Genomic DNA, 21,131 nt, shown 5'->3' with positions numbered 1-21,131 from the left:
TAACGGAAAATCCAGTTTGTTGTAAACGCTATCAAAAGTTTCGTTCAAATGGGATGGACGTGTTCTAAGGGTGACAAACGAACAGCGATGTTTTACAGTAGGGAGAGTGAGGCCAAACTCTGAAAGAGGGTCTCCAATATGATTTGGAAGGAAGGAAACAGGTTATGACGACACATGAATTATCGCCTCTGGTTGCTGCGCTGGATATGCAGCCCCACGTTGAAGGCGGTTGGTATAAGGAAGTATGGAAGGCTTCTTATCAAATCCCGCAATCCGTTCTGCCGGAAGCTTATTCGGGTCCAAGATTCTCTGCAAGCTCGACGTACTTCCTGCTGCACCCGCATGAAATTTCCGAGTGGCACACCGTTTTGTCCGATGAGCTGTGGTTGTGGCACAGCGGAAGTCCAATTGAATTGAAACTGGGCGGCAAAGGGGAAAACCCTGAGAATGAGGAAGTGCTCGTGCTCGGCATGGATCTTGCTGCAGGGCAATCGCCGCAGGTACTTGTTCCAGCTGGGGTATGGCAAACGGCACGTCCGCTGGGAGATGAGCCTGTATTGGTAACGTGTGTGGTTGCACCAGGTTTCCACTATGATGATTTCAAGCTGGTTTCCAAAGGCTGATCGGTTAAAACGATTGAACGGCGAAATCCCGATTCGGATGCAGATGCATTCAAATCGGGATTTTTTTGGTTTTTCCTATATTTCATGAAGCTTGTCTAAATGACTGAACTTAGAAGTTAAAGTTATCCGGATCCGAACCGAAGCGTTTGTTTTCGTTCAGTCCATTAATCTGTTCAACCTCATCCGCAGTCAGTTCAAAATCATATAGATCAGCATTCTCTCGAATACGCTGTGGCGTAACGGATTTTGGTATGGTTACGATGCCGTTTTGAAGATCCCAGCGCAAAATGACCTGTGCGGGGGATTTGCTGTACTTCGCTGCAATTTCCTGAAGAAGCGGATGTTCCAGTAGATTGCCTTGGCCGAGTGGAGACCAGGCCTCAATTTGGATCTGGTGTTTACTGCAGTAGTCCCGGAGCTCCGATTGAATCAGTAGCGGGTGAAGCTCGACCTGATTCACAGCAGGTTTGACGGTGGCATCCGTCATCAGATCCTCCAGATGGTGAATCTGGAAGTTGCTTACGCCTATAGCGCGGATGCGTCCTTCGCGGTGCAGTTTCTCTAGTGCTCTCCATGTATCCTTGTATTTGCCCTTGACTGGCCAGTGAATCAAATAGAGATCAAGATATTCAAGTTCGAGTCGTTCCATGCTGGCTTCGAAGGCGGCCAATGTTGATTCATAGCCTTGGTCGCTGTTCCAAACTTTGGTGGTAATGAACAGATCCTCGCGGGCAACTCCGGATTCACGAATACCTTGGGCTACACCGGTCTCGTTGTTGTAGGCTTTGGCTGTATCGATGCTGCGATAACCTGCCTGAATGGCCGTTTTGACGGCTTCAACCACTTCTTCTCCATCTTTCACTTTGAATACGCCAAAACCCAGCCAAGGCATTTTGACTCCGTTATAGAGTGTCGTTGTGTCCTGCACGTTTTTCATGATCCGTATTTCCTCCCCTGTTCCTTCATTTATCCCACTATGTAATTACCCTGCTGTAAGGCAGCCAATCGCATAGGATAGGCCATCTTTCCTGATTATACTAAAAGCACTTAGGGAATGGAAAAAAGATGGGCAGAAAATTAACGGAAAATAAAGCTCTTTTACTCTTTTTTGGCAGTTGGAGGTTTGGTTTTGGTGCTTGCGGGTGATAAGATGAAGTATACGCGATGTGGAAGCGAAAATAATGAAAAGTGCTGTTAACGACTTTGGAATACTCACATTCGAAAAAGAACGGAATATGCACGGATGGGTCCAGTTGGGATCAGACGTGCGATTAATGATAAAGGAGCAAGAATGATGGCTAAACCTAAACAAACCAAAAAGGCAGCAGCCTGGTCACTCGTCGTAATGGGGGCAGGCTTTGCCGCTTCATTGCCGTTTCAGGGCAGTGTTGTAGGCAAGCTGCTGGTGGGTTCATTTGAAGCAGGATTGGTAGGGGGGCTTGCCGACTGGTTCGCTGTAACGGCATTGTTCCGCCACCCGCTCGGCATTCCGATTCCGCATACGGCCTTGCTGCCGAAAAACCGGGATAAGATGACGGAGGGCCTTGTTTCTGCGGTGGAGAACAATCTGCTCAACAAAGACAGCATTACCGAGAAAATTGCCGGTTTCAAGGCAGCAGAAATGGTAATCGACATCATGTCACGTGAACTTCACAATGATGGCGTCAAAACGATGATCGACACGCTGTGCAAACGTATTTTGGCAGGGCTGCCGCTGGAGCAGATTGCGCCGCTGGTTGCGAGTGAGATCAAATCACAGGCCGGGGCTTTCGACCTTGGACCGATCCTGGAACGGGCGTCCATCCAATTGAGTGAACGTGGATATGACACGAAGGCACTGGACTACGGGTTGAAGCAGGCTGAAGAGTGGCTGGTGAAGCCGGAGACCATCACGTTTCTGGGTGAGAGCGGCATGAAAGCTATTAGTGGCATTCAGATGAATGGCCTTATGCAATTTGCCATGAATGCCTTCCTTGGCTATATGAATGAGGAGAAGCTTGGCAGCATCCTGCAGGGATATTTATTTGACCAGGTAGAGGATATGAAACGTGAGGGAAGTGCCCTCCGGTATAAGGTGTTAGGTCTGGTTCGAACTCAAGCGGTGCGTCTTGCCTTGAACGAAAGTGTGCGCGGCGGATTGAACGGCTGGAAAGACAGCCTGCTGGACAGCTGGAACGCGGAAGAAACCGTGCTCAACAAGCTTGCCGAACTGAGGGAAAGAGCTCTCGCTGCTATGGAGGATGGAAAGTATGTGGAGACGTATGCGCTCCCTGCCATTGAGCGGGTATTATCCGATCTGCGCTCAGACAGTGCATTGCTGGATGCCATGAATGCCAAGATTGTCGAAGGCGTAACAACGCTGCTGGAGAAAAACCACTCCAAGATCGGAAATCTGGTCCGTGAAAATGTTGATAAAATGGATAATGCCTCATTAATCTCATTGATTGAGGACAAGGTAGGTCAGGATCTTCAATGGATTCGTATTAACGGCGCCGTGACCGGATTCGTTATCGGTATTGCGCTGACTGCCCTGCGGATGGTACTGGAATAAGATCTTAGGCTTAGTAAGTTGGAGGGCTGCCCTAATATGGGGCGGCTCTTTTTTGCGTGTCTGCGCAAATGCTGCGAAATTGTTGCAAAAATCAGGAAAATGGGTAATGTAACCCGAATCCTTTACTGGAACCATTTAGGAAGAAAGTTATATAAAAACGATGCCGTGAGCCGATGTGGGCATGTTGATTTTGTACTATGATGCAGTTAACAAATGAATAGGGCGGACTCTAAAATGCTGCTTAGGATTATGACCGAGGGGGGATTGGTATTCAACGTACAGGAGGGCTTAAAGGCTTCATTGCACTTATCATCATGGTTACTTTAATTTTGGGGGGCTGCAGCAATATGAAAGAAAGCGAGAAGCAAGCATTGTACCAGGAGGCCGAATCCAGTGTGGTTCAGTACTTCAAGCAGAAATATGAACTGGATGTTGTGATTACCAGCAAAGAACTTTTACCTGAAATGGCGGTTTCCCAGATCGGTCTGAAAGGGCATGTGAAGGACCATGAGGGTCAAAGTTTCGGCATATCATACGATTACAAAAAGAAAACAACCAAGAATCTGGTCATTAGCCCGGAGATTGAGGAAGCCATACAAGCGAAAGGGTACGATCCGTACGCCAAATAAACTGGAGGTGTAGTTGTTGAGCAAACCGCCGAATATTGATGACGAGACATATAGAACATTATCCGACCTGGCCTACCAGGATCAGAAAACGGGTGATAAATTAACCGAGCTTCCTGGATGGGAGGTGCTTGAAGGGACGGAAAGCAACAAATTGTCCGGCTTTGATGCCGTCACATTCTACAACCCGGAGACCAAGCAAGCAGTCATTTCATACCGCGGTACGGAGGGGAGTGCCTCTCTGGACAGATCTGTTCCCGATTTTGTTATGGATGGACGCATTGGTGGCGGGGAATTAATCCGCAAAGGCCAGCAAGAGACCAGCAAATTTGTCGATAGTCTCACACCGGAATGGCTCGACAAAGGTGTTGAGAACGTCAAGGACTTCACCGGGGTATCCAAAGTGGAAAATTGGGCCGGGGACAGAGTACGAGATGTGGAGAACTGGGCTGGCGACCGGGTAAAAGATATTGAGAAAACCGTGTCCCCAACAGGTTGGGCTAACCAGATGTATCAGGCCGAGAATTACGCGAATCACATGCAGGATAAGCATAGGGATCTGAATTTCTCGATGACAGGACACTCCCTTGGTGGGGGGAATGCACAGTATGCATCCGCGTACACAGGCATACCTGCAGTGACATTTAGTGCCCCATCTGTTATGGGTAACCTGACCCCGGAAGTACGCCGTCAGGCGGAAGCGGGTAAATTCGATGGCCAGATTACGAACTATGCGCATCCGGGCGATCTGGTAGCGAGCGGTACGCTTGGCGGATATGATCGGCATGTGGGAACAACCTACTATATCAATTCTGATTACGCGACAGCGAACGACGGTGTCAGCATCATAGACAAAGCGAAGAACTCTTTTGGCGGCGAAAACTATCACAGCCTTGATCAATATAACTTCAAGAATGGTTATATTTCCAATGAACTGTACGATCCGATTACCGGAGAGCGAATTGGTTATTCACCTCGTCTGATGGACTACTTGACTGGCTACAGCAAAAACATGGGGCCACGCCTATCGAAAACAGGTGTAGGCGGGGGAGCTGCAGGAGCTGCTTCCGGTCTGATTCAGGTAACGCCGGAAGAACTGAAGAGTGTCGCTTCCCGCTGGAAGCAAAATGCACAGCAGTGCAACGCCGAGCTCAATCAGGTGCGCAGCCGTATGGCTCAATATCTGCATACCAGCCGCAGTCGCAGACTGGAGCCCATTGTAACCCAGCTTGATGCGTCCATTAACGAATTAAGTACATGGCATATGAAGCATACGAGTCAATTCCTCGACTTCATTGATCAGAAGGCAGATGCCTTCCGCCAGGCTGATGAGAGTCCGGTTCATTTTAATTAAACACCGGAGCTGCCAGGAGATCGATAATGGTATGTACATAAGGGGAGGGGATAGGCATGAGCGGACAATTGCTGGTGGAACTGAATGACCTTCGAATTGCGGAGAAGGAGCTTACACGGCTGCTGGCCCGCCTGCAGGCAGATGAGCAGGAGGCCAGAGCCCTGTATGCGCGGCTGAATGACTGGAAGGGTCAGTCGGCTGACTACACCAGGCAGCAGATTGAAGGATTCTTCGCAGGGCTGTCCAGTCGAATCCATTCAATTGAACAGCAGAAGCGGAGCTTGCTGCAATATATTGAGATTATGATTCAGACGGATCAGGAACGCTAATCGTAAACGTTGAAACGAAGTATGGGAAATCTCATCTCACAAGAAAGAGCCTTGGCATCTGCCAAGGCTCTTTTGTTACGTTAACCAATATATAAGACCGCGTGTTATCTCTTTTTGCGGCGTGTGGCGAGTGCAATGCCCAGGAAGGACATAATCAGCGCCAGAATCGATACGATCAGTGTTGCCTGCTGCAGTTTCAATGTACCCGGATCTGAATCCGTATTATTCGGCTCACCTGTAACGGTATCGGTTAATGCATCGCCGAGCGTGGTATCATCGTCAGTCTTGGTATCGTCTGCGGCATTATTATCTCCAGCGGCTGCTTCGTCATCGCTTGCATTGCCAGCTGTACCTGCGCTGTCATGGCCACCTGTTGCGGCTTGATTGCCTGCAGCTGCAGGTTCTTCGCTAATAGCCGTAATACTGTGAGGTGTGCTGTCACTAGGTTGTCCTGTCCATTCTACGATGCTGCCATCGCTATAGTATTGGAACGCGTCCCAAGCGACTTCTGTTGCTGTATCCGGATTTTGTGCGACAAAGTTAAATTGCTGGAATTGTCCGGCGAGGATCCCCTCGTTATCTCCATCCACTTCCCAGGTAATCGATGTTACTTCGTTCGAGCTGTTTTTCTCTGTGGTGATTTTCCATCCAGCCAGTGGCTGATATTGCTTGAATGCTACACCTTCCGGAACCTTCATTGTGATCTTGGTTGTTGGCAGATCCTTCTCGGAAGGAATTTTGATCGTGTACGTCTGCCATGCTCCGGTCTGTGCAGCCGCTGGGCTGACAGTGACATGAGCACTTGCGAAGCCGGCGAACAGCATGAGCGCTGCAGCACCTGCCGCTATAGTGGATGTAAGTTTGGAAGTCCAGGATGTTCTTTTCAAAATAAATTACCCCTCTCTTTTTCTAGAAAAATTATGGATTCGCTGTGTTGATCTCGAACTCGGTATCCAGTGAATCAAGGGATCGAGTCAACAGGTGAACCTTGATGCTCCATCGTCCAGGCATGGAGATGTATTCTTCTGCTTGATACACGCCTGTATCGTTTTTTGGAATGGTGATTTCATAAATCCCCATATCCATATCCAGGTGGGTCAGCGTCAAGGTGATCTGCTCCAGATCATTTACTACGCTGCCGTCAGGTGCTTTTACGCCAACCTCGAACTGATTCTCACCAGTGACATTAGGGCTGACCTGGAGCGTGATCGCTGAGCCATCCTCTGTCGTTTGTACTTCCTTGAATGGACCAGCGGCTTCAGGCTGGCCGGGGGACAGATGGGTAAGTACAGCAGCCAGAGCCAGCACAACGGCACCTATCGCGAGCTCTGCTTTGAGACTGCCTGCCAGTCGGTTACCCTTGCCCTGTCTGGCCGTTCGGGCATGACGCCATGCGAATGCGATCATCACCAGCAGCAGAACGATCTTCGCGAGCAGCACATAACCATAAGTGGTGGTGAACAGGGATGTCAGTACAGGTTCGGGTAAAATGATTAAACTGCTGTAGATCCCCGTAGCAACCAGAGCGGCTACAGCACCAATGCCCCAAGCTGCAAAACGGCGGATAGCTCCCCAATACACCTCTCCTCGTACCTTCGGAGGAAGCTTGTCAGCCAGTGGAGGCAGACAAACCGCCATGGCCGTCAGAGCACCAATCCAGAATGCTGCCGCAATCAGGTGGACATAATCCATGGTTATGGCAAGTCCACGCTGCTCGGCTGCGGCGGGATGACCTGTCATAGCATGCGTGAGCAGCCATCCCAGTACAAGTACCAGTGAACCATAAGATGACCAGATGCGGATCTTGAGTGAGCGATCCCGGTCATATCCAGACAGGATTGTGACTGCAAGCAGCATCAGAATGAGCATCTGTGCCATCCAAATGAGGCCAAACGACGTCAGCTTCAAGGCACTGCCCATCAGTGCCCAGCTGAATTCATGGATAGCCACCCCTGACTCGTAAATCGTGTTCAGAGGCAAACTGATGATCGCGGCTACAGAAGCTGCCGCATAGCTGATCCATAACAGCTTATAGCTGCCTGGCACCTCCATGGGTTCTCTTGCCATGGATGACGGAGCAATCCGGAAGAGCAGGAAGGCGAGCGTGCCCAGGATGACAGACAATGCAAGATATTGAATCCAATCGGTCAGCGACAGTATCCATTTGATTGGACCGCCTGTTTGACCAGTACCGGAGGTCAGATCCGCCAGACCCGCAGGGGCACCTGACGGTTCCCCGATATGGAATACATAGGCTCCCTGAATGGGATGGCCATCGGCCGACACGGCTTTCCAGCTGACGGCATATGTACCGTTGCCAAGTCCGCTGCGCAGCCCCGTTTCGAGCACGTGAGGACGCTCGGCGTCTATCTGCACGTTGCCGTCATCCGCTTGTGTGCCGTCAGGTGCGGTAATTTTAATATCATAGAAGGCCGTTTGCAGCGATTCATTGAATTCCAGTGTCAAGCGCTCTGGAGCGGTCGCTACCAGATCGTCCTCCCCTGGCGAGGCCTGAACAATATAAGCATGAGCTGAAGCCCATTGCGGCATAACCAGACAACACATGAGCAGCAGGGAAACCATTACGGCCCAGTGCCGTTTATCCCATCTCATTGTAAAACGTCCTAAACTCAAAAAAACATCACCCTCAGGTTATAGAATTGTAGTTATTCTTCGGATGCCGATAACAATCTATACCATTATAACTTTGTCCAAAATAACGGCGTATGACTACATCGGGCTATAAAAAAACGATTATATTCCAAGAATTGTGACAAAAGCATGAATGCTTGCTATTTGCGCAGTTTTCGTCCGGCAAGGCCGCTTTCAAGTGCGTAGCGGGTCAGTTGAACACGGTTTTCGAGCTGCAGCTTCTGCAAAATATTTTTGAGATGATTCTTCACTGTTTGATCGGAAATGCCGAGCTGGTCTGCTATTTCGCGGTTCGTATAACCGGCGGATACCCACTGCAGAATCTCGAGCTCCCGTGTGGTAAGCGGGTTATCCGGCACATCTTCACTTCGAGGCGCAGGGAACTCCTGCAAAATCCGGTACGCCAGTTCCTTGCTGAGCGGTGCATCGTCCGAGACGATCGCGCGCAGATATTCCAGCCAGGTGGAGGGGGCCAGGTTTTTGAGCAAATAACCCTGGGCACCCTGTTTCAGTGCTTCGAACAGATACGTTACATCGTCGGAGACCGTCACCATAACGATAATCACGTAAGGATAGCGGAGCTTGATCAGCCGGGTGGCTTCGAGACCATCCATATCCGGCATCTGCACGTCCATCAGAATAAGATCTGGCATCCACTGTTCGGTCAGTTCCAGTGCTTCCTGTCCATTTGATGCCGTACCGATGACTTCAAATAGACTGTCTTCCGATAAAATACTGCATATCGCTTCGCGTGCATGGGCGTGGTCATCAACAATCAATACACGTACATGTTCCATATTAAGCATCCCCCTTACCTATCGTCATTCGTGTTAGGCCCGGTTTGGAATCCAGGAAGAAGGACCAGCCCATCTGAATGGCACGTTCCTTCGTAATCCGCAGTCCATATCGGTCCTTGAGGTGCAGTGGATCGCCACTAACACCTACGCCGTTATCCTGAATGCGAACAGACCAGGAGAGAGAGTTGCCCTCCGCTTCCACTTGAACATGGGAGGCCTGCGCGTGTTTACGTACATTAATCAGAGCTTCCCGTATGCAGGCGAGGAGTTCAACTTGTTCTTTTGACGTAAAGAAATGACTGTCCAGTTCCCAATGAACCTGGGCTCCAGGTATCGTTTCCTGCGTTAGGGATTCGACCTGTCCCTGAAGTGAAACTCCTGTAGGCATGGCGGTATGTCCGGGCACATATCGCAGCTGGGCGATGGCTTGCCGGACATAGGCATTTACTTCGTGTACGGTCTTGCGGATTTCCTGAATTTCATGTTCGTGCCCGGTGCCGGCCATGCCACGCTCGGCTTTATCTGTTTTGACAGACAAGAGAAAGAGGGATTGCGCAATCCCGTCATGAAGCTCACGAGCCAGCTGGTCCCTGGCCTCAAGGGCAGCCTTGGAGGCACGTTCCTGTTCCAGTGCAGCTCTTGCACCTTCCAGCATCTTGAACAGACGGCTCAGCAAAGTAACGCTAACAAGGTATACGATAACGGGAGTCAGCCAATTCCCCGCGTCCATGGAGAGGTAGGGCATTAAAAATTGATGACGTATGTATTCCCAGAGGCCAACGGTTAATGTGGGAATCAGCAGGATCATCCACTTGATTTGTTTGTAGGACATGCATCCAGAACTCCTTTAATATCGACTCTTTGTGCGAATCTATGCCCCATTATAACCCAACCTGTCCCTGGCACCTAGTCTGTTGGTCTCGCAGGATGTTTAGGTGGATACGGGAGTATATAGAAGGATATCTAAGAACGACATGCCGTGACAGAATGTCACGGAGTGTGAGGCTGGATGTATAAGGGAGAGGAGGGCTGTGCCTGTTTTCCCTAAGTCGGAAGGTTCTTTATACTTATATAGAACGTGAATTCATGACAAACCATGTTAAGGAGTGAACGCAACAACATGAATCAAGAGGTATTGGAACGTCGTAGTGAGTTGCTCAAGAAGAATATTCATCAGATGCTTCTTCAAGACAATCAGCACGGAATCAGTCGCCAGGATAACATGTTTTTGCAGCAGATGATCAAAGAGCTGCATCAAACTTCACATGAACTGAATACCACCCGTTAATTTGGAATTGGTTCGTTAAGAACTGTCCTGAATTCCAAGATCGACTCATTGATGAAAATGAAAATGGCGCTATCCCCAATGGACCGGGGGTAGCGCTTTGGCATTATATAGGGATTTTGTGGGCGGCCTTACATTAGCGTGCGTTAGGATAACAGCTGCTGTGCTGTCTTCTTCTGAATGTAACGGATGAAAAGCTCCGCCAGCTCAGGATCGAATTGGGAGCCTGCACATGCCCGCAGTTCGTTGATCGCTTCATCCACCGTTTTGGTTTTCTGATACGGTCGTTCGGTGGTCATCGCGTCGAATGAATCAATGACAGTCAGCATTCGGCACAAGCGGGGAATTTCACGGTCTCTTAAACCGTAGGGATATCCTTTGCCGTCAAACCGCTCATGATGCAATTCAATATATGGGATCAGATCGTTGAAACGTTCGTTGGTCATCACCATTTTTTTGCCCCAGGTGACATGTCCTTTAATCGTTTCCCATTCCTCTGCGGTAAGCTTTTCCTTTTTGTTCAGGATGGACCACGGAATCTCCAGTTTACCGATATCATGGATCAATGCACCCAGTACAAACTGCCGTTTCTCCGCATTGTCGAGTTCCAGCAGCTCACTGAGATCGAGGGCGTATTTGTATACTCTTTTGGAGTGTTTGAATGTGTCGATATCCTTGTACCTGAACAGGTTCAACTGCTGCTCGATATCCCGTACATCCTGCACCAGGTCAATTTCATGTTCCATGCCGTCATTGCTGCCATGACGATGGACGTTGTTTTTGCCCTGTTTTTTGGCATAATAGAGCGCCTTATCAGCTTGGTCCACAAGCTGTGATTTATTGTACATATCTACCTGGTATCGTGCGACCCCGGCGGAGAAGGAGAGACAGCCGTGCGGAAACACCTCGACTCCTTCAAAAGGAGTATCGTTCAGCTGCTTGCGCAGTTTGTTCATAAAGGTATAAGCCTCGTCCAGCTCCATGCCTGGCATGAGCAGCGTGAATTCTTCCCCGCCATAACGAAAAGCAGTGACTTGGGTACCCTCCGTCTTGCGGTTTAGAAAATCTCCTAGCAGAGCAAGCAGACTGTCACCCTGCAGGTGACCGAAGCGGTCGTTATACTTTTTGAAGTCATCAATATCGATTAGCCCCAAGGAGAGCGGTGTTCCTTCCGCACGGGCCGATGCCAGCTCATTTTCCAGCATGTTTTCGAAGTGGCTGTGGTTAAAGAGACCGGTTCGTTGATCGGTATTTGCCTTTTCTTCAATGCTCTGGTACATCAGGAACAGCTGTTTGAACGCGTGAGATAACAGAATGCTGAGACTCAAGTAAAGCAGCAAGCCCAGAACGCCGTTATGAATGACCAGTATGGTCAGCACCAGCGCCAGAATCAGTGTACATAGATAGACGAGCAGGGACTCGGTCACGAACGCACGTTTCATCTGCTGAAGAGCATCCTTGGTGGAGAAATGAAAGAATAAGCCCAGCGTAATCGTATTAATGATAAAGTATGCGGCAAGTGCTGCAAAATAAGGAAACAGATTATACCCGTCCAGCGCTCCTGGAACACCGCCTGTCCATGTAAATACGGAAGCCGCTCCCGCAATCATAAGGCTGTAAATGCTGAAATTAACAATGTGTTTCCACCAGGCAAGCTTGCGATCCTTGATTAATAAAATGAGGGAAACGGGCAGGAGCACAGACAGGCTGAACGCACCGCCGAACATGAAGATACAGGCAAGATACACGGAAGAGTCCATGGATTGCTGATTACCCTTGGGTGGGATCTGAAAGGTGAAGTAATCCAGGATCAGCGCGGCACCCAGCATGGTGTAGACCATAACCCATTCCTCAGTGGAGAGGTGCAGATAAGACAACTTGTTCATATACAGAAAAATACCGATGCCTGCACAGCACAGCAAAACAACATACATGCTGCTTCGGTCTGCTTTATGGATAAGATTACGAATAAAGTTCATACAAATTCTCCTGCTTGGTTTAGTCGGCTCTTGATGTATAGATATCGGTTCGTACCATATAGATGTATAACATAACAAGTTACCTGGTAAAAATCCAGAAAGAAAAAACAGGCCGCTGGCAGCCTGTTTGTCTTGGTTGGCAAGTATGTACTAGCCGCCCAGCTTGTATCCCGAAGTCAACGCGACAACGACAGAAGCTACGATGATTGCATTGATGACGATGCGGGAATATTTAATACCTTCGAATTTTTTCATGGAAAAGACCTCCCTTCCTTGGAGTCTGTCCTAATCTCTTCAGGCCGGATGGATGTCGCTGGCATTGCAGCCTTGCCGGAACGATTCACCATCATGTACTGGATAAACAGGAATATACCAATGTTCATGACCACATCGCCGATGCTGATCACCTGGGTCCGCGGATAGGGACTGGAGAGCGGGATGATATCACCCAGGAAGGAAAGGTGGGTAGATGCATCCATCATATAATGTTTCGATACCGCTCCACCTTCACGAAGCATATCCACATAGTAAGGTCCGAGTACAGCGGAAGCCTCCACCGAGACAGGCATGCGTCCACCATTCACCGCCATAACGATGAAATTGAGGAACACGCCAATCCAGATCAGCGTAAATCCCCGGTGATGCCGGTTCAGCCACAGAAATGCAAGACCCGTGACGTACACCGCCGCAAAGAGGTACCCATTGATGGATGCAACCCAATCCAGTCTTTCCTGCAAGAAAAAGATAAGGAATTGGGCGAGCAGCAACAGTGGGAATATCCACCCGCCGCGAAGTTGAAGTGTTGCAAACTGGTGGAGACCATACCGGTACCCGCCCCGGAACAGTCCAACGATCAAACCGAGCAGAATGCCGTCATATACCATGATTAACTCCTGTCATTCAGATATGTGTGATTGCGGTTTCTTTTTGTGTACATATGTTATTCGACCTTTTACTGGTAAATCCTGCAAAGCGAAAATGATTTTGAAGAAGAATTTTGCAAAAAAATAAATGAAAAGCCGTCTTTACGGAACCATGGATTGAATCCATCGCGCGGTTCGCGAAAAACGGCTGTTTGTGTGACAAAATACGAGATTAATCCTAACAGGCGACGCTTATGTGTTTACTCCGATTCCCCGTTTAGATAATTGAAGAAAGGCTGATCTACCCAGAAGTTATAGCTGGTAATGTCCGCATCTGGAGCAAGCTTCCGGAAGCCTTCCTGAATCCCTTTGGCATTCTCTTTCAATGAGAAGGATTGAGCGTAGTAGTTGCCCAGTGCAATTTTGTTGTTGCTAATGACCGGGTAGTCCTGAACAGCTGTTGGTGAATAATACAGTGGTTGCCACCAGGAAGCATAAATGAGGGCAGAGGCATCATCGCTGTTCTTTTTGGCATATTTCAGAATAATGTCATTGAAGCGGGCCTTGTCCGCCGTGTTGTTGAACTCGAATTGAATATCATATTCCTTGGCATATGCAATATAATTACCATTTTCAATTTGGGTCACCTTGTAATCCGGCGTTTCCTTGGGCTCGCCCCATTCCTTCAAATAGATGAAGGCAGAGGTTTTCGGCTGGAATTGCACATCGGCATCGATGCCCTCGCTGCGAAGCAGGCCGATCAGCTGCACGGCGTGTTTGATATCATCATGTCCATAAGTCAACGTCAGTTCATCAATAAAATTCGAATCGAAGCGGCTGTCCTTCAGGTTGTATCCTGTAACGAGGTCATTCCGAAGTGCCTGATCCACAATCTCTCTTAATTCGGGTGCTTCAATCAGATCCGCTGTGCGATACGCGGCATACAGTTTGGAGTAGATGTCGGCATCGCCAGAGCGTCCGATCTCATGCTTGTATTTTCCCTGACTGGTCAATACCCGGCCGAGCAAGATGTTGGCAAAATCAGCACTCGCCGCACCGCCCTTACGCAGAGCAGGATAGAGGCTTTCCGGAACCAGTCCGGTATCGATGGCAGCAGCGAGTTCCTGAGCCGCCTGACCTTGAACTCGATTCGGGCTGATGCCAAGCTTGGTGAGCGCTTGTTTCGTTTTCTCTTCCGGATATGTATACGCAAGTTCCTTGAATCCAGCTGCCTTGACGGCAATGAATACGGCAGCATACGTGCTGAGGGTTTCGTCGGCACGAACTTCTTTACTAGACAGGATACCATTATTATGTAGGGTGATGGCTGCATCATAAGTTGAATCTCCCGAGCTCAGATCGGTAAAAGCAGGAGCCTGGGTCTGACTATCACTGGCTTCTTCCGTGGAGACCGCCGCTTGATTCGTTTCAATGATAGCTGCTACCGCTTGAATGAAGTCACCTTTGGTCAGCTGCTGTGGCAACTGGATGCCATACTTGGCCTGCAGGAACTGAGCATAATCGGCTGCACTCTCCGTATACACGGATGGAGTTGCTTTTGCAGTTTGAGAAGCGGATGGTACGACGGGCGAAGCAGATGCAGCGGAAACCGAAGCAGGCAAGCTGAGGCTGCCGATGGTGACCGGAGCGGCGAGCAGGGCCGCCAGCGTGAACTGGGTGATTTTTTTCATATGAATAGCCTCCTTAAGATATGGTTGGGAAAATGGAACAGTTTGCGCTATAATTCTGACAAAACCGATGTGAATTTAATAATTGGATTGACTTTAGCACGGAGAAGCCATCCATGTCAACGGAAAAAAGTCATCCTGAAGCGCTTCCCAAAGTGTCTTAGCATGCGATGAAATAATTATATTTAATTTGAATGTTTATGCACAAAGATTTATTGACAAGGATCGACAGTATCCGCTAGGATTATAAAAAAAGAATGTGGAAAAGGGGAATCTTCAAAATGAAAAGAGGCTTATCGTTCGTCTTATCGATCATCATGTTGGCAATTTTGCTTGCGGCTTGTGGAACTTCGGCTTCCAAAGACGAACAATCGGCCCAAGGCGGCGACAGTGAGAAATCACTGCGCATGGCACTCGTACTTCCTGAAAAAATCGGGGTAAACCCGTTCTTTGTACAAATGGATGAAGGTTTCAAAAAAGCAGGCGAAGAGTTTAAAGTAGATACCAAAACAATCGAATCCACAGACCCGGCAGCATTCGAGCAAAATCTGCGTGCTGCGGTTGCGGAGAACTATGATCTGATTATAACGGCGACATTCCAGGCAGAAGATGCACTGAAAAAGGTGGCTGCCGAGAATCCGGACAAGTCGTTTGCCATTGTGGATACAACGGTTGATCTGCCTAACGTACGCAGCGTTGGTTTCCGTGAATATGAGGGAGCGTATCTGCTTGGTGCGGCTGCCGGACTATCCACCAAAACGGATAAAGTCGGCATGATCGCAGCAGTGGACGTTCCATTGATCAAGAAATATACCGAAGGTTTCAAAGCGGGTCTGGAATCCGTTAACCCGGATGCAGAATTCCTCGTGAACTATGTTGGTGGCTTCAATGACCCTGCCAAGGCAAAAGAACTGGCATTGGTACAATTCGGAAAAGGCGCTGACTTCATTGCTGGTGCATCTGCAGTAGGTGACCTTGGCGTATTCGAAGCAGCGAAGGAAAAAGGCTTCTATACATCCGGTCAGGATACCGATCGCACGGTTGAAGATCCAGAGCACATCGTATTGTCCCAATTAAAATCCACAGATACGGTTGCTTATGAGACAGTGAAGGATTTCGTAGAAGGAAACTTCAAAGCAGGTGCTGTAAACTATGGCCTGAAAGAAGACGGTGTTGGTTTGACTTTCGTTACACGTGATAGCGAATCCGCACTGAGTGATTTTGTTGGACAGGAAGTTATCGACAAGGTAAAAGCAATTAATGAAGATATCGTATCCGGCAAAATCGTTGTGAAGGATCCATTGCAGCAATAGTTTTGATTGTTTGATGGAGTTGTATTGATCAGCCGGCTGCCCGATCAGGCAGCCGGTTTTGCTGCTATTAAATGCCCGAGACCGAAAGGAGCGAACGCGAGATATGCTGTTGGAGATGGATCAGATTACGAAGAAATACGGCGGCTTCACCGCCAATCGGGATATCCGTTTTAATTTGCGTGAGGGAGAGATCCACGCCCTCGTTGGTGAGAATGGAGCGGGTAAAACAACCCTGATGCGTATGCTGTACGGAATGGAGCAGCCCACGTCAGGTACGATCAAAGTCCGGGGGCGCGAGGTAAGCTTCGCCACTCCGTCTCAAGCCATGGCCAGCGGTATTGGCATGGTGCATCAGCATTTTATGCTGTTTCCTTCCTTTACGGTGGCCGAGAACATTGTTATTGGCCGCGAGCCGGCTGCAGCGGGCGTATTTGACCGTAAGCAGGCAGCTGCTCAAGTGAACGACCTGGGCCAAAAATACGGCATGCCCGTTGACCCATGGAAAAAAGTATCCGAGTGTCCTCTCGGCATGCAGCAGCGTGTAGAGATTCTCAAGGTGCTGCATCAGGGGGCAGATATTATCATCCTGGACGAGCCTTCAGCGGTATTGACACCACTTGAAGTCAAGGAATTGCTGGCCAATATGAAATCTCTTGCGGCGCTGGGCAAAACCTTCGTATTGATTACCCACAAACTGCAGGAAGTCATGGACGTGGCTGACCGGATTACGGTTCTTCGCGATGGTCAGGTCACGGGCACATTGGAGGCGAAGGACACCAATGTAGAGGAATTATCCCGGTTAATGGTTGGGCGTGAATTGGTACGTCTCGACAAGCAGCCATCCGTGCCTGCAGAAGCCGTACTCCAGGTGGAGGGCGTAACCTTGTCCGGAGCGAAGGATCGCTCGGCGCTGAAGGATATCCATATGGAAGTACGAAAAGGAGAAGTCGTTGGCATCGCAGGCATTTCGGGTAACGGTCAGTCCGAACTGATCCAGGTTATTGCCGGACTGCGCACTGCAGACAGCGGCCGTGTCCTGCTCTCGGGGCAGGACACAACGAATTGGCCTGTTCGCCGCATTCGGGAGCATGGACTTGCTCACATTCCCGAGGATCGGTATATGTGGGGGGCAGCCAAGGATGCCAGTGTGCGTGAGAATGGACTCATGGGACATCATCACCGGCTTCAGACACGAGGCGTTATTAAGGCCAAAGCTGCACGGGCTATGGTGGAGGGCTGGATCAAACAGTTCAGCATCAAGACCGGTTCGGCAGAGACGAAGGCACAGTTCCTGTCAGGAGGTAATCTGCAGAAGCTGATTGCTGCACGTGAATTTGCGCAGGATGCTCCGTTCCTGATTGCAGCGGAACCGACACGTGGCGTCGATATCGGAGCGATGGAGACGATTCATGCCGAGCTCCTTCGCAAACGAAACGAAGGTGCTGGCGTGCTGCTCGTTTCTTCCGAGCTGTCCGAGATTTTGCAATTATCCGATCGAATTATTGTGATGTATGAAGGCGAGATTGCCGGGGAACTGAAGGCAGATGAAGCCACGGAAGAACAGATTAGCTTATTGATGGCAGGAGGGAAAGAGCGGGTATGAATCGGGTAAAAGAAACACTTCGCGGACTCGTACAGCCGCTGCTTGCCATAGTAATCGGTTTGCTTGCAGGAGCTGTGGCAATTCTGGTTGTTGGCGGGAATGTCTTCGAAACATATGCAGAGATGTGGAAGGGAGCCTTCGGGAACTTCTACTTCTTCACGAATACACTGGCTCGTTCGACACCCATTATCCTTGCAGGACTGGGTGTAGCACTCGCGTTCCGTGCAGGGTTCTTCAACATGGGAGCCGAAGGACAGATGATTCTCGGGGGGCTCAGTGCGGCGCTCACAGCGCTCTATCTGCCAGGCCCGGGCTGGTTTGTCTGTATTGCGGCCATTGTGGCAGGAATCCTGGCCGGAGGAATCTGGTCCGTATTTGCCGGCTGGCTGGATGCCCGGTTTGGCATGAACCTGTTAATTACAACGCTGCTTCTTAACTATATTGCCATCTATTTCGGCGGGTACATGGTATCTTATCCGTTCAAGGATCGTACCGGCTCCGCAGCGATGGCGCAGACGCCGATGATTGATCAGGGAGTCTGGCTGCCGAAGCTGTTCCAGGGAATGGGACTGCACGCCGGTTTCATCATTGCGATTGTAGCTGCAATCCTGATCTATTGGTTTACGCACAAAACGGTAACCGGTTATGAGATTCGCATGCTCGGAAGCAATCCGTCGTTCGCGACGTATGGCGGGGTACGACGGATTCGGATGATGATGCTGTCCATGGTGATTAGCGGTGGATTGGCAGGTCTGGCGGGGGCAGGCGAAGTGCTGGGAACACAGTATCGTTTCCTGGATGGCTCGCTGTCATCTGCAAGTTACGCATGGAGCGGTATCATGGCGACACTGCTCGCCCGTTCGCACCCACTCGGTACGGCTGTAGCGGCCATTTTGCTTGCTGCCCTGCAGACAGGTGCAATGGGTATGGAACGTAATACGGATGTTCCGCTTGAAGTCGGCAGTGTAATCCAGGCCGTGCTTACGTTATTTGTATCAGCCCAGATCGGGTATTCATTCCTGAAGCGGAGAAAGGAGAAAAAATCCAATGCAGCAACTGTTTGATGCAGCTATGTTCGGCTCGACCTTGCGGATTATGACTCCGATCCTGCTTGCAGCGCTCGGCGGGGCATTGTGCTCCCGTGTCGGCCTCTTCAACGTGGGTCTCGAAGGACTCGTGCTGATCGGTGCTTTCTCCGCGATTGTAGGTAACTATTTGTTTGGCAACGTACTTCTGGCCGTTATCTTCTCTATTATTATTGTGATGTTGTTCTCGGCACTGTTTGCCTTTATTAGTATCAATCTCAAGGCGAATGCAATCGTGGTCGGGATATCCCTGAATTTCCTGGCAACAGGTCTGACGACCTTTGCATTACGGGCGATTTTTGATGTAAAAGGTGCATACTACGACAAGGATATGGTGGGACTTCCCAAATGGGATATTCCACTGATTAAGGACATTCCGTGGGTAGGCAGCGTATTTTCCGGGCACAGCCCGCTCGTGTACCTCGGAATCATACTCGTTATTGCATTACAATTTTATTTGTTCAAAAGTGTATCAGGTTTCCGCCTGCGTTCCGTCGGCGAGAATCCCATTGCAGCGCAAAGTATCGGGATTAAAGTGCGCGGTATTCAGTACGGTGCGGTTCTGATGTGCGGTATCCTGTGTGCCCTGGCTGGCGCTCAGTTGTCGCTCGGTCAGGTGACGATGTTTACGGAGGGCATGACCGCAGGTCGCGGCTTCATCGCCTTGGTAGCAACCATGTTGGGTCAAGCGAATCCGCTGGGCGTCATGGGTTCCAGTGTACTGTTCGGCTTCATGGAAGCACTCAGCATTCGCCTGCAGGGCTTCTCCCTGCCGACGCACTTCACCCTGATGCTTCCATATATTGTGACGCTGGTGGCTATGTTCTTTTTCAAAGACCGTACGTATGCACAAGATGCACTGAAAGCGGGCGGAAGCTCGCGCTAATGTAAAAAGAAGGAGGGTTATCATTGCATAACAAGGCTGAACGTCTGAAGAAAACCAAAACTCCTGCGCCCAAAGCGGGTGCTGAGCATGGAGATCGGCTGCCGCCGGGACAGATGCTAACCGAGAAATTCCCGATTTTGCATGAAGGAGAAGTGCCTGAATACGACCTGTCCACATGGGATCTGAAAGTGTTCGGGGAGGTAGAGGAAGAGAAAGTGTTCTCATTTGCCGAGCTTCAGGCCATGCCGCAGGTCAATACGGTGAGCGATATTCACTGTGTGACCCGCTGGTCCAAGTTCGATACCCCATGGGAAGGCATTCGCTTTTCGGATTTCATTAAGCTTTTGGGCGTTAAACCTGAAGCCAAATATGTCATGATCCATGCTGATCACGATTATGAAACTAATGTTCCGCTCGAAGAGTTGATGCATGACGACGTCTTGCTTGCCTTCAAATATAACGGCGAGCCGCTTACACCGAAGCACGGCTATCCGCTGCGCCTGGTGGTGCCGCAGCTGTACTTCTGGAAAAGTGCGAAGTGGATACGCGGTCTGGAGTTTATGACCGAAGATCGCAACGGATTCTGGGAGAGCAACGGGTTTCATCACTTTGCCGATCCGTTCAAGGAACAGCGCTTCTCGGGCGAAGATCTGCCGATCCCCGAAGATGAATGGACGAAAAAGGAGTTTGATTGACGATGTTAATGCCTATTTTGCAGATTCATTCGGAAGATATGCCTGCTTATGCCATTGTCTGCGGCGATCCCGCTCGTGCGGAGAAGATCTCCCGGAAGCTGGAGCAGGCGAGAGAACTGGCGTTCAGCCGGGAATATCGTACATTCGTTGGGCTATATGAAGGGGTGAAGATGGCTGTTGTCAGCCATGGCGTAGGTTCTCCGGGAGCGGCTGTCTGCTTCGAGGAACTGATTCGGGCAGGGGTGACAACCCTGATTCGAGTCGGAACAGCCGGCTCCTATACGGCAGATTATCCTGCGGGCAGCGTCATTGTCAGCACGGCAGCAGTCCGTTCGGACGGATTGACCCGTCAGCTTGTGCCCGATGGTTTCCCTGCAGTAGCAGACATTGGAGTCACCCAGGCACTCATTGAAGCTGCACAAGAAAAAGGTAACGATGCAGATCCGGCAATGACCGCAGGCAAAGTCGGTGTAGGTATTACCGTTACACTGGATGCATTCTTCACAGGGGTGGAGGAGATCCCTCACCGCAAGTATAAACAGGCCGGCGCACTAGCGGCCGAGATGGAAATTGCAGCACTGTACATCGTCAGTACGCTGCGAGGTGCGCGTGCTGGTGCGATTGTGGCCATCGACGGCTTCGCCGACAGCGATCTGGCTGCCGAATATGATCCACATACAGATGCGGTAGCACATGCGGTTGAGCGCGAGATTAACGCTGCTCTGCGTGCACTTGCTGCGCTCGCTCGGCAGGATCAGGCGTAAGCAACGTTCAAAGGAATGTTGAGAATATAACTTTACAA

General features: G+C 49.9%; 20 protein-coding genes. 12 read left to right on the top strand and 8 right to left on the bottom strand.

What is annotated here, in order from left to right; all coding sequences use genetic code 11:
* The first annotated feature begins 164 nt into the window (after window positions 1–164).
* A complete protein-coding gene (locus CHH60_RS24635) occupies window positions 165–623 on the top strand; it encodes a cupin domain-containing protein (protein ID WP_095361613.1) in 459 nt (152 codons plus the stop codon).
* A 109-nt stretch (window positions 624–732) separates the two neighbouring features.
* Here CHH60_RS24635 and CHH60_RS24630 read toward each other — a convergent pair whose 3' ends face one another.
* On the bottom strand, window positions 733–1,560 hold the full coding sequence (locus tag CHH60_RS24630) for an aldo/keto reductase (RefSeq protein WP_095361612.1): 828 nt from the start codon (window positions 1,558–1,560) through the stop codon (window positions 733–735).
* A 357-nt stretch (window positions 1,561–1,917) separates the two neighbouring features.
* Here CHH60_RS24630 and CHH60_RS24625 point away from each other — a divergent pair, with 357 nt between their 5' ends.
* From CHH60_RS24625 to CHH60_RS24610, 4 genes are all read left to right on the top strand, one after another.
* Complete coding sequence (locus tag CHH60_RS24625; protein ID WP_095361611.1) at window positions 1,918–3,174, top strand: DUF445 domain-containing protein; 1,257 nt, start codon at window positions 1,918–1,920, stop codon at window positions 3,172–3,174.
* A 347-nt stretch (window positions 3,175–3,521) separates the two neighbouring features.
* Window positions 3,522–3,803, top strand: coding sequence for a hypothetical protein (locus CHH60_RS24620; RefSeq protein WP_095361610.1), 282 nt, complete (start codon window positions 3,522–3,524; stop codon window positions 3,801–3,803).
* Between the two features lie 16 nt (window positions 3,804–3,819).
* Window positions 3,820–5,154 (top strand): hypothetical protein, encoded by a 1,335-nt coding sequence (locus CHH60_RS24615; RefSeq protein ID WP_095361609.1) that lies wholly within the window; start codon window positions 3,820–3,822, stop codon window positions 5,152–5,154.
* 56 nt (window positions 5,155–5,210) lie between these two features.
* Complete coding sequence (locus CHH60_RS24610; RefSeq protein ID WP_095291629.1) at window positions 5,211–5,483, top strand: hypothetical protein; 273 nt, start codon at window positions 5,211–5,213, stop codon at window positions 5,481–5,483.
* Between the two features lie 104 nt (window positions 5,484–5,587).
* Here the strand turns inward: CHH60_RS24610 and CHH60_RS24605 are convergent, their stop codons facing one another.
* The 4 genes from CHH60_RS24605 to CHH60_RS24590 form a co-directional block, all read right to left on the bottom strand.
* Entirely contained in the window at window positions 5,588–6,370 is a 783-nt protein-coding gene (locus CHH60_RS24605; protein ID WP_255248076.1) for a YcnI family copper-binding membrane protein, read from the bottom strand.
* Window positions 6,371–6,401: 31 nt separating this feature from the next.
* Window positions 6,402–8,096, bottom strand: coding sequence for a copper resistance CopC/CopD family protein (locus CHH60_RS24600; protein WP_095361608.1), 1,695 nt, complete (start codon window positions 8,094–8,096; stop codon window positions 6,402–6,404).
* A gap of 179 nt (window positions 8,097–8,275) precedes the next feature.
* Complete coding sequence (locus tag CHH60_RS24595; protein ID WP_095291633.1) at window positions 8,276–8,932, bottom strand: response regulator; 657 nt, start codon at window positions 8,930–8,932, stop codon at window positions 8,276–8,278.
* A 1-nt stretch (window position 8,933) separates the two neighbouring features.
* On the bottom strand, window positions 8,934–9,764 hold the full coding sequence (locus CHH60_RS24590) for a sensor histidine kinase (protein ID WP_095361607.1): 831 nt from the start codon (window positions 9,762–9,764) through the stop codon (window positions 8,934–8,936).
* A 288-nt stretch (window positions 9,765–10,052) separates the two neighbouring features.
* Here CHH60_RS24590 and CHH60_RS29980 point away from each other — a divergent pair, with 288 nt between their 5' ends.
* A complete protein-coding gene (locus CHH60_RS29980) occupies window positions 10,053–10,220 on the top strand; it encodes a hypothetical protein (protein WP_167301679.1) in 168 nt (55 codons plus the stop codon).
* A gap of 143 nt (window positions 10,221–10,363) precedes the next feature.
* Here the strand turns inward: CHH60_RS29980 and CHH60_RS24585 are convergent, their stop codons facing one another.
* From CHH60_RS24585 to CHH60_RS24575, 3 genes are all read right to left on the bottom strand, one after another.
* Window positions 10,364–12,196, bottom strand: coding sequence for a bifunctional diguanylate cyclase/phosphohydrolase (locus CHH60_RS24585; protein ID WP_095361606.1), 1,833 nt, complete (start codon window positions 12,194–12,196; stop codon window positions 10,364–10,366).
* Between the two features lie 251 nt (window positions 12,197–12,447).
* Window positions 12,448–13,080: a DUF5317 domain-containing protein gene (locus CHH60_RS24580; RefSeq protein WP_176476195.1), complete on the bottom strand. Its 633-nt coding sequence runs from the start codon at window positions 13,078–13,080 to the stop codon at window positions 12,448–12,450.
* A 239-nt stretch (window positions 13,081–13,319) separates the two neighbouring features.
* Window positions 13,320–14,750: a hypothetical protein gene (locus CHH60_RS24575; RefSeq protein ID WP_095361605.1), complete on the bottom strand. Its 1,431-nt coding sequence runs from the start codon at window positions 14,748–14,750 to the stop codon at window positions 13,320–13,322.
* Window positions 14,751–15,028: 278 nt separating this feature from the next.
* Here CHH60_RS24575 and CHH60_RS24570 point away from each other — a divergent pair, with 278 nt between their 5' ends.
* The 6 genes from CHH60_RS24570 to CHH60_RS24545 all read left to right on the top strand — a co-directional run bounded on the left by CHH60_RS24570 (window position 15,029) and on the right by CHH60_RS24545 (window position 21,093).
* Window positions 15,029–16,060: a BMP family lipoprotein gene (locus tag CHH60_RS24570; RefSeq protein WP_095361604.1), complete on the top strand. Its 1,032-nt coding sequence runs from the start codon at window positions 15,029–15,031 to the stop codon at window positions 16,058–16,060.
* 103 nt (window positions 16,061–16,163) lie between these two features.
* The gene (locus CHH60_RS24565; protein ID WP_095361603.1) at window positions 16,164–17,663 is read left to right on the top strand and encodes an ABC transporter ATP-binding protein; all 1,500 of its coding nucleotides are present in this window, start codon (window positions 16,164–16,166) and stop codon (window positions 17,661–17,663) included.
* Entirely contained in the window at window positions 17,660–18,727 is a 1,068-nt protein-coding gene (locus CHH60_RS24560; protein ID WP_095291640.1) for an ABC transporter permease, read from the top strand. The genes CHH60_RS24565 and CHH60_RS24560 overlap by 4 nt, the downstream gene beginning before the upstream one ends.
* The gene (locus tag CHH60_RS24555) at window positions 18,711–19,634 is read left to right on the top strand and encodes an ABC transporter permease (RefSeq protein ID WP_095291641.1); all 924 of its coding nucleotides are present in this window, start codon (window positions 18,711–18,713) and stop codon (window positions 19,632–19,634) included. The genes CHH60_RS24560 and CHH60_RS24555 overlap by 17 nt, the downstream gene beginning before the upstream one ends.
* Window positions 19,635–19,657: 23 nt before the next feature.
* A complete protein-coding gene (locus CHH60_RS24550) occupies window positions 19,658–20,329 on the top strand; it encodes a sulfite oxidase-like oxidoreductase (RefSeq protein WP_095291643.1) in 672 nt (223 codons plus the stop codon).
* Between the two features lie 2 nt (window positions 20,330–20,331).
* Complete coding sequence (locus CHH60_RS24545) at window positions 20,332–21,093, top strand: nucleoside phosphorylase (protein WP_095361602.1); 762 nt, start codon at window positions 20,332–20,334, stop codon at window positions 21,091–21,093.
* Window positions 21,094–21,131: the final 38 nt, after the last annotated feature.

The organism is Paenibacillus sp. 7523-1 (genome assembly GCF_002276415.1).
GTDB lineage: Bacteria > Bacillota > Bacilli > Paenibacillales > Paenibacillaceae > Paenibacillus > Paenibacillus illinoisensis_A.
Note: the sequence above shows the minus strand (reverse complement) of the source record. Positions and strands in the feature narration are given on the sequence as shown.

Coding starts and splice junctions, on each gene's coding strand:
- CHH60_RS24635 (WP_095361613.1), top strand. CDS start 165: ATGACGACACATGAATTATCGCCTCTGGTTGCTGCGCTGGATATGCAG.
- CHH60_RS24630 (WP_095361612.1), bottom strand. CDS start 1,560: ATGAAAAACGTGCAGGACACAACGACACTCTATAACGGAGTCAAAATG.
- CHH60_RS24625 (WP_095361611.1), top strand. CDS start 1,918: ATGGCTAAACCTAAACAAACCAAAAAGGCAGCAGCCTGGTCACTCGTC.
- CHH60_RS24620 (WP_095361610.1), top strand. CDS start 3,522: ATGAAAGAAAGCGAGAAGCAAGCATTGTACCAGGAGGCCGAATCCAGT.
- CHH60_RS24610 (WP_095291629.1), top strand. CDS start 5,211: ATGAGCGGACAATTGCTGGTGGAACTGAATGACCTTCGAATTGCGGAG.
- CHH60_RS24600 (WP_095361608.1), bottom strand. CDS start 8,096: ATGAGATGGGATAAACGGCACTGGGCCGTAATGGTTTCCCTGCTGCTC.
- CHH60_RS24595 (WP_095291633.1), bottom strand. CDS start 8,932: ATGGAACATGTACGTGTATTGATTGTTGATGACCACGCCCATGCACGC.
- CHH60_RS24590 (WP_095361607.1), bottom strand. CDS start 9,764: ATGTCCTACAAACAAATCAAGTGGATGATCCTGCTGATTCCCACATTA.
- CHH60_RS29980 (WP_167301679.1), top strand. CDS start 10,053: ATGAATCAAGAGGTATTGGAACGTCGTAGTGAGTTGCTCAAGAAGAAT.
- CHH60_RS24585 (WP_095361606.1), bottom strand. CDS start 12,196: ATGAACTTTATTCGTAATCTTATCCATAAAGCAGACCGAAGCAGCATG.
- CHH60_RS24580 (WP_176476195.1), bottom strand. CDS start 13,080: ATGGTATATGACGGCATTCTGCTCGGTTTGATCGTTGGACTGTTCCGG.
- CHH60_RS24575 (WP_095361605.1), bottom strand. CDS start 14,750: ATGAAAAAAATCACCCAGTTCACGCTGGCGGCCCTGCTCGCCGCTCCG.
- CHH60_RS24570 (WP_095361604.1), top strand. CDS start 15,029: ATGAAAAGAGGCTTATCGTTCGTCTTATCGATCATCATGTTGGCAATT.
- CHH60_RS24565 (WP_095361603.1), top strand. CDS start 16,164: ATGCTGTTGGAGATGGATCAGATTACGAAGAAATACGGCGGCTTCACC.
- CHH60_RS24560 (WP_095291640.1), top strand. CDS start 17,660: ATGAATCGGGTAAAAGAAACACTTCGCGGACTCGTACAGCCGCTGCTT.
- CHH60_RS24555 (WP_095291641.1), top strand. CDS start 18,711: ATGCAGCAACTGTTTGATGCAGCTATGTTCGGCTCGACCTTGCGGATT.
- CHH60_RS24545 (WP_095361602.1), top strand. CDS start 20,332: ATGTTAATGCCTATTTTGCAGATTCATTCGGAAGATATGCCTGCTTAT.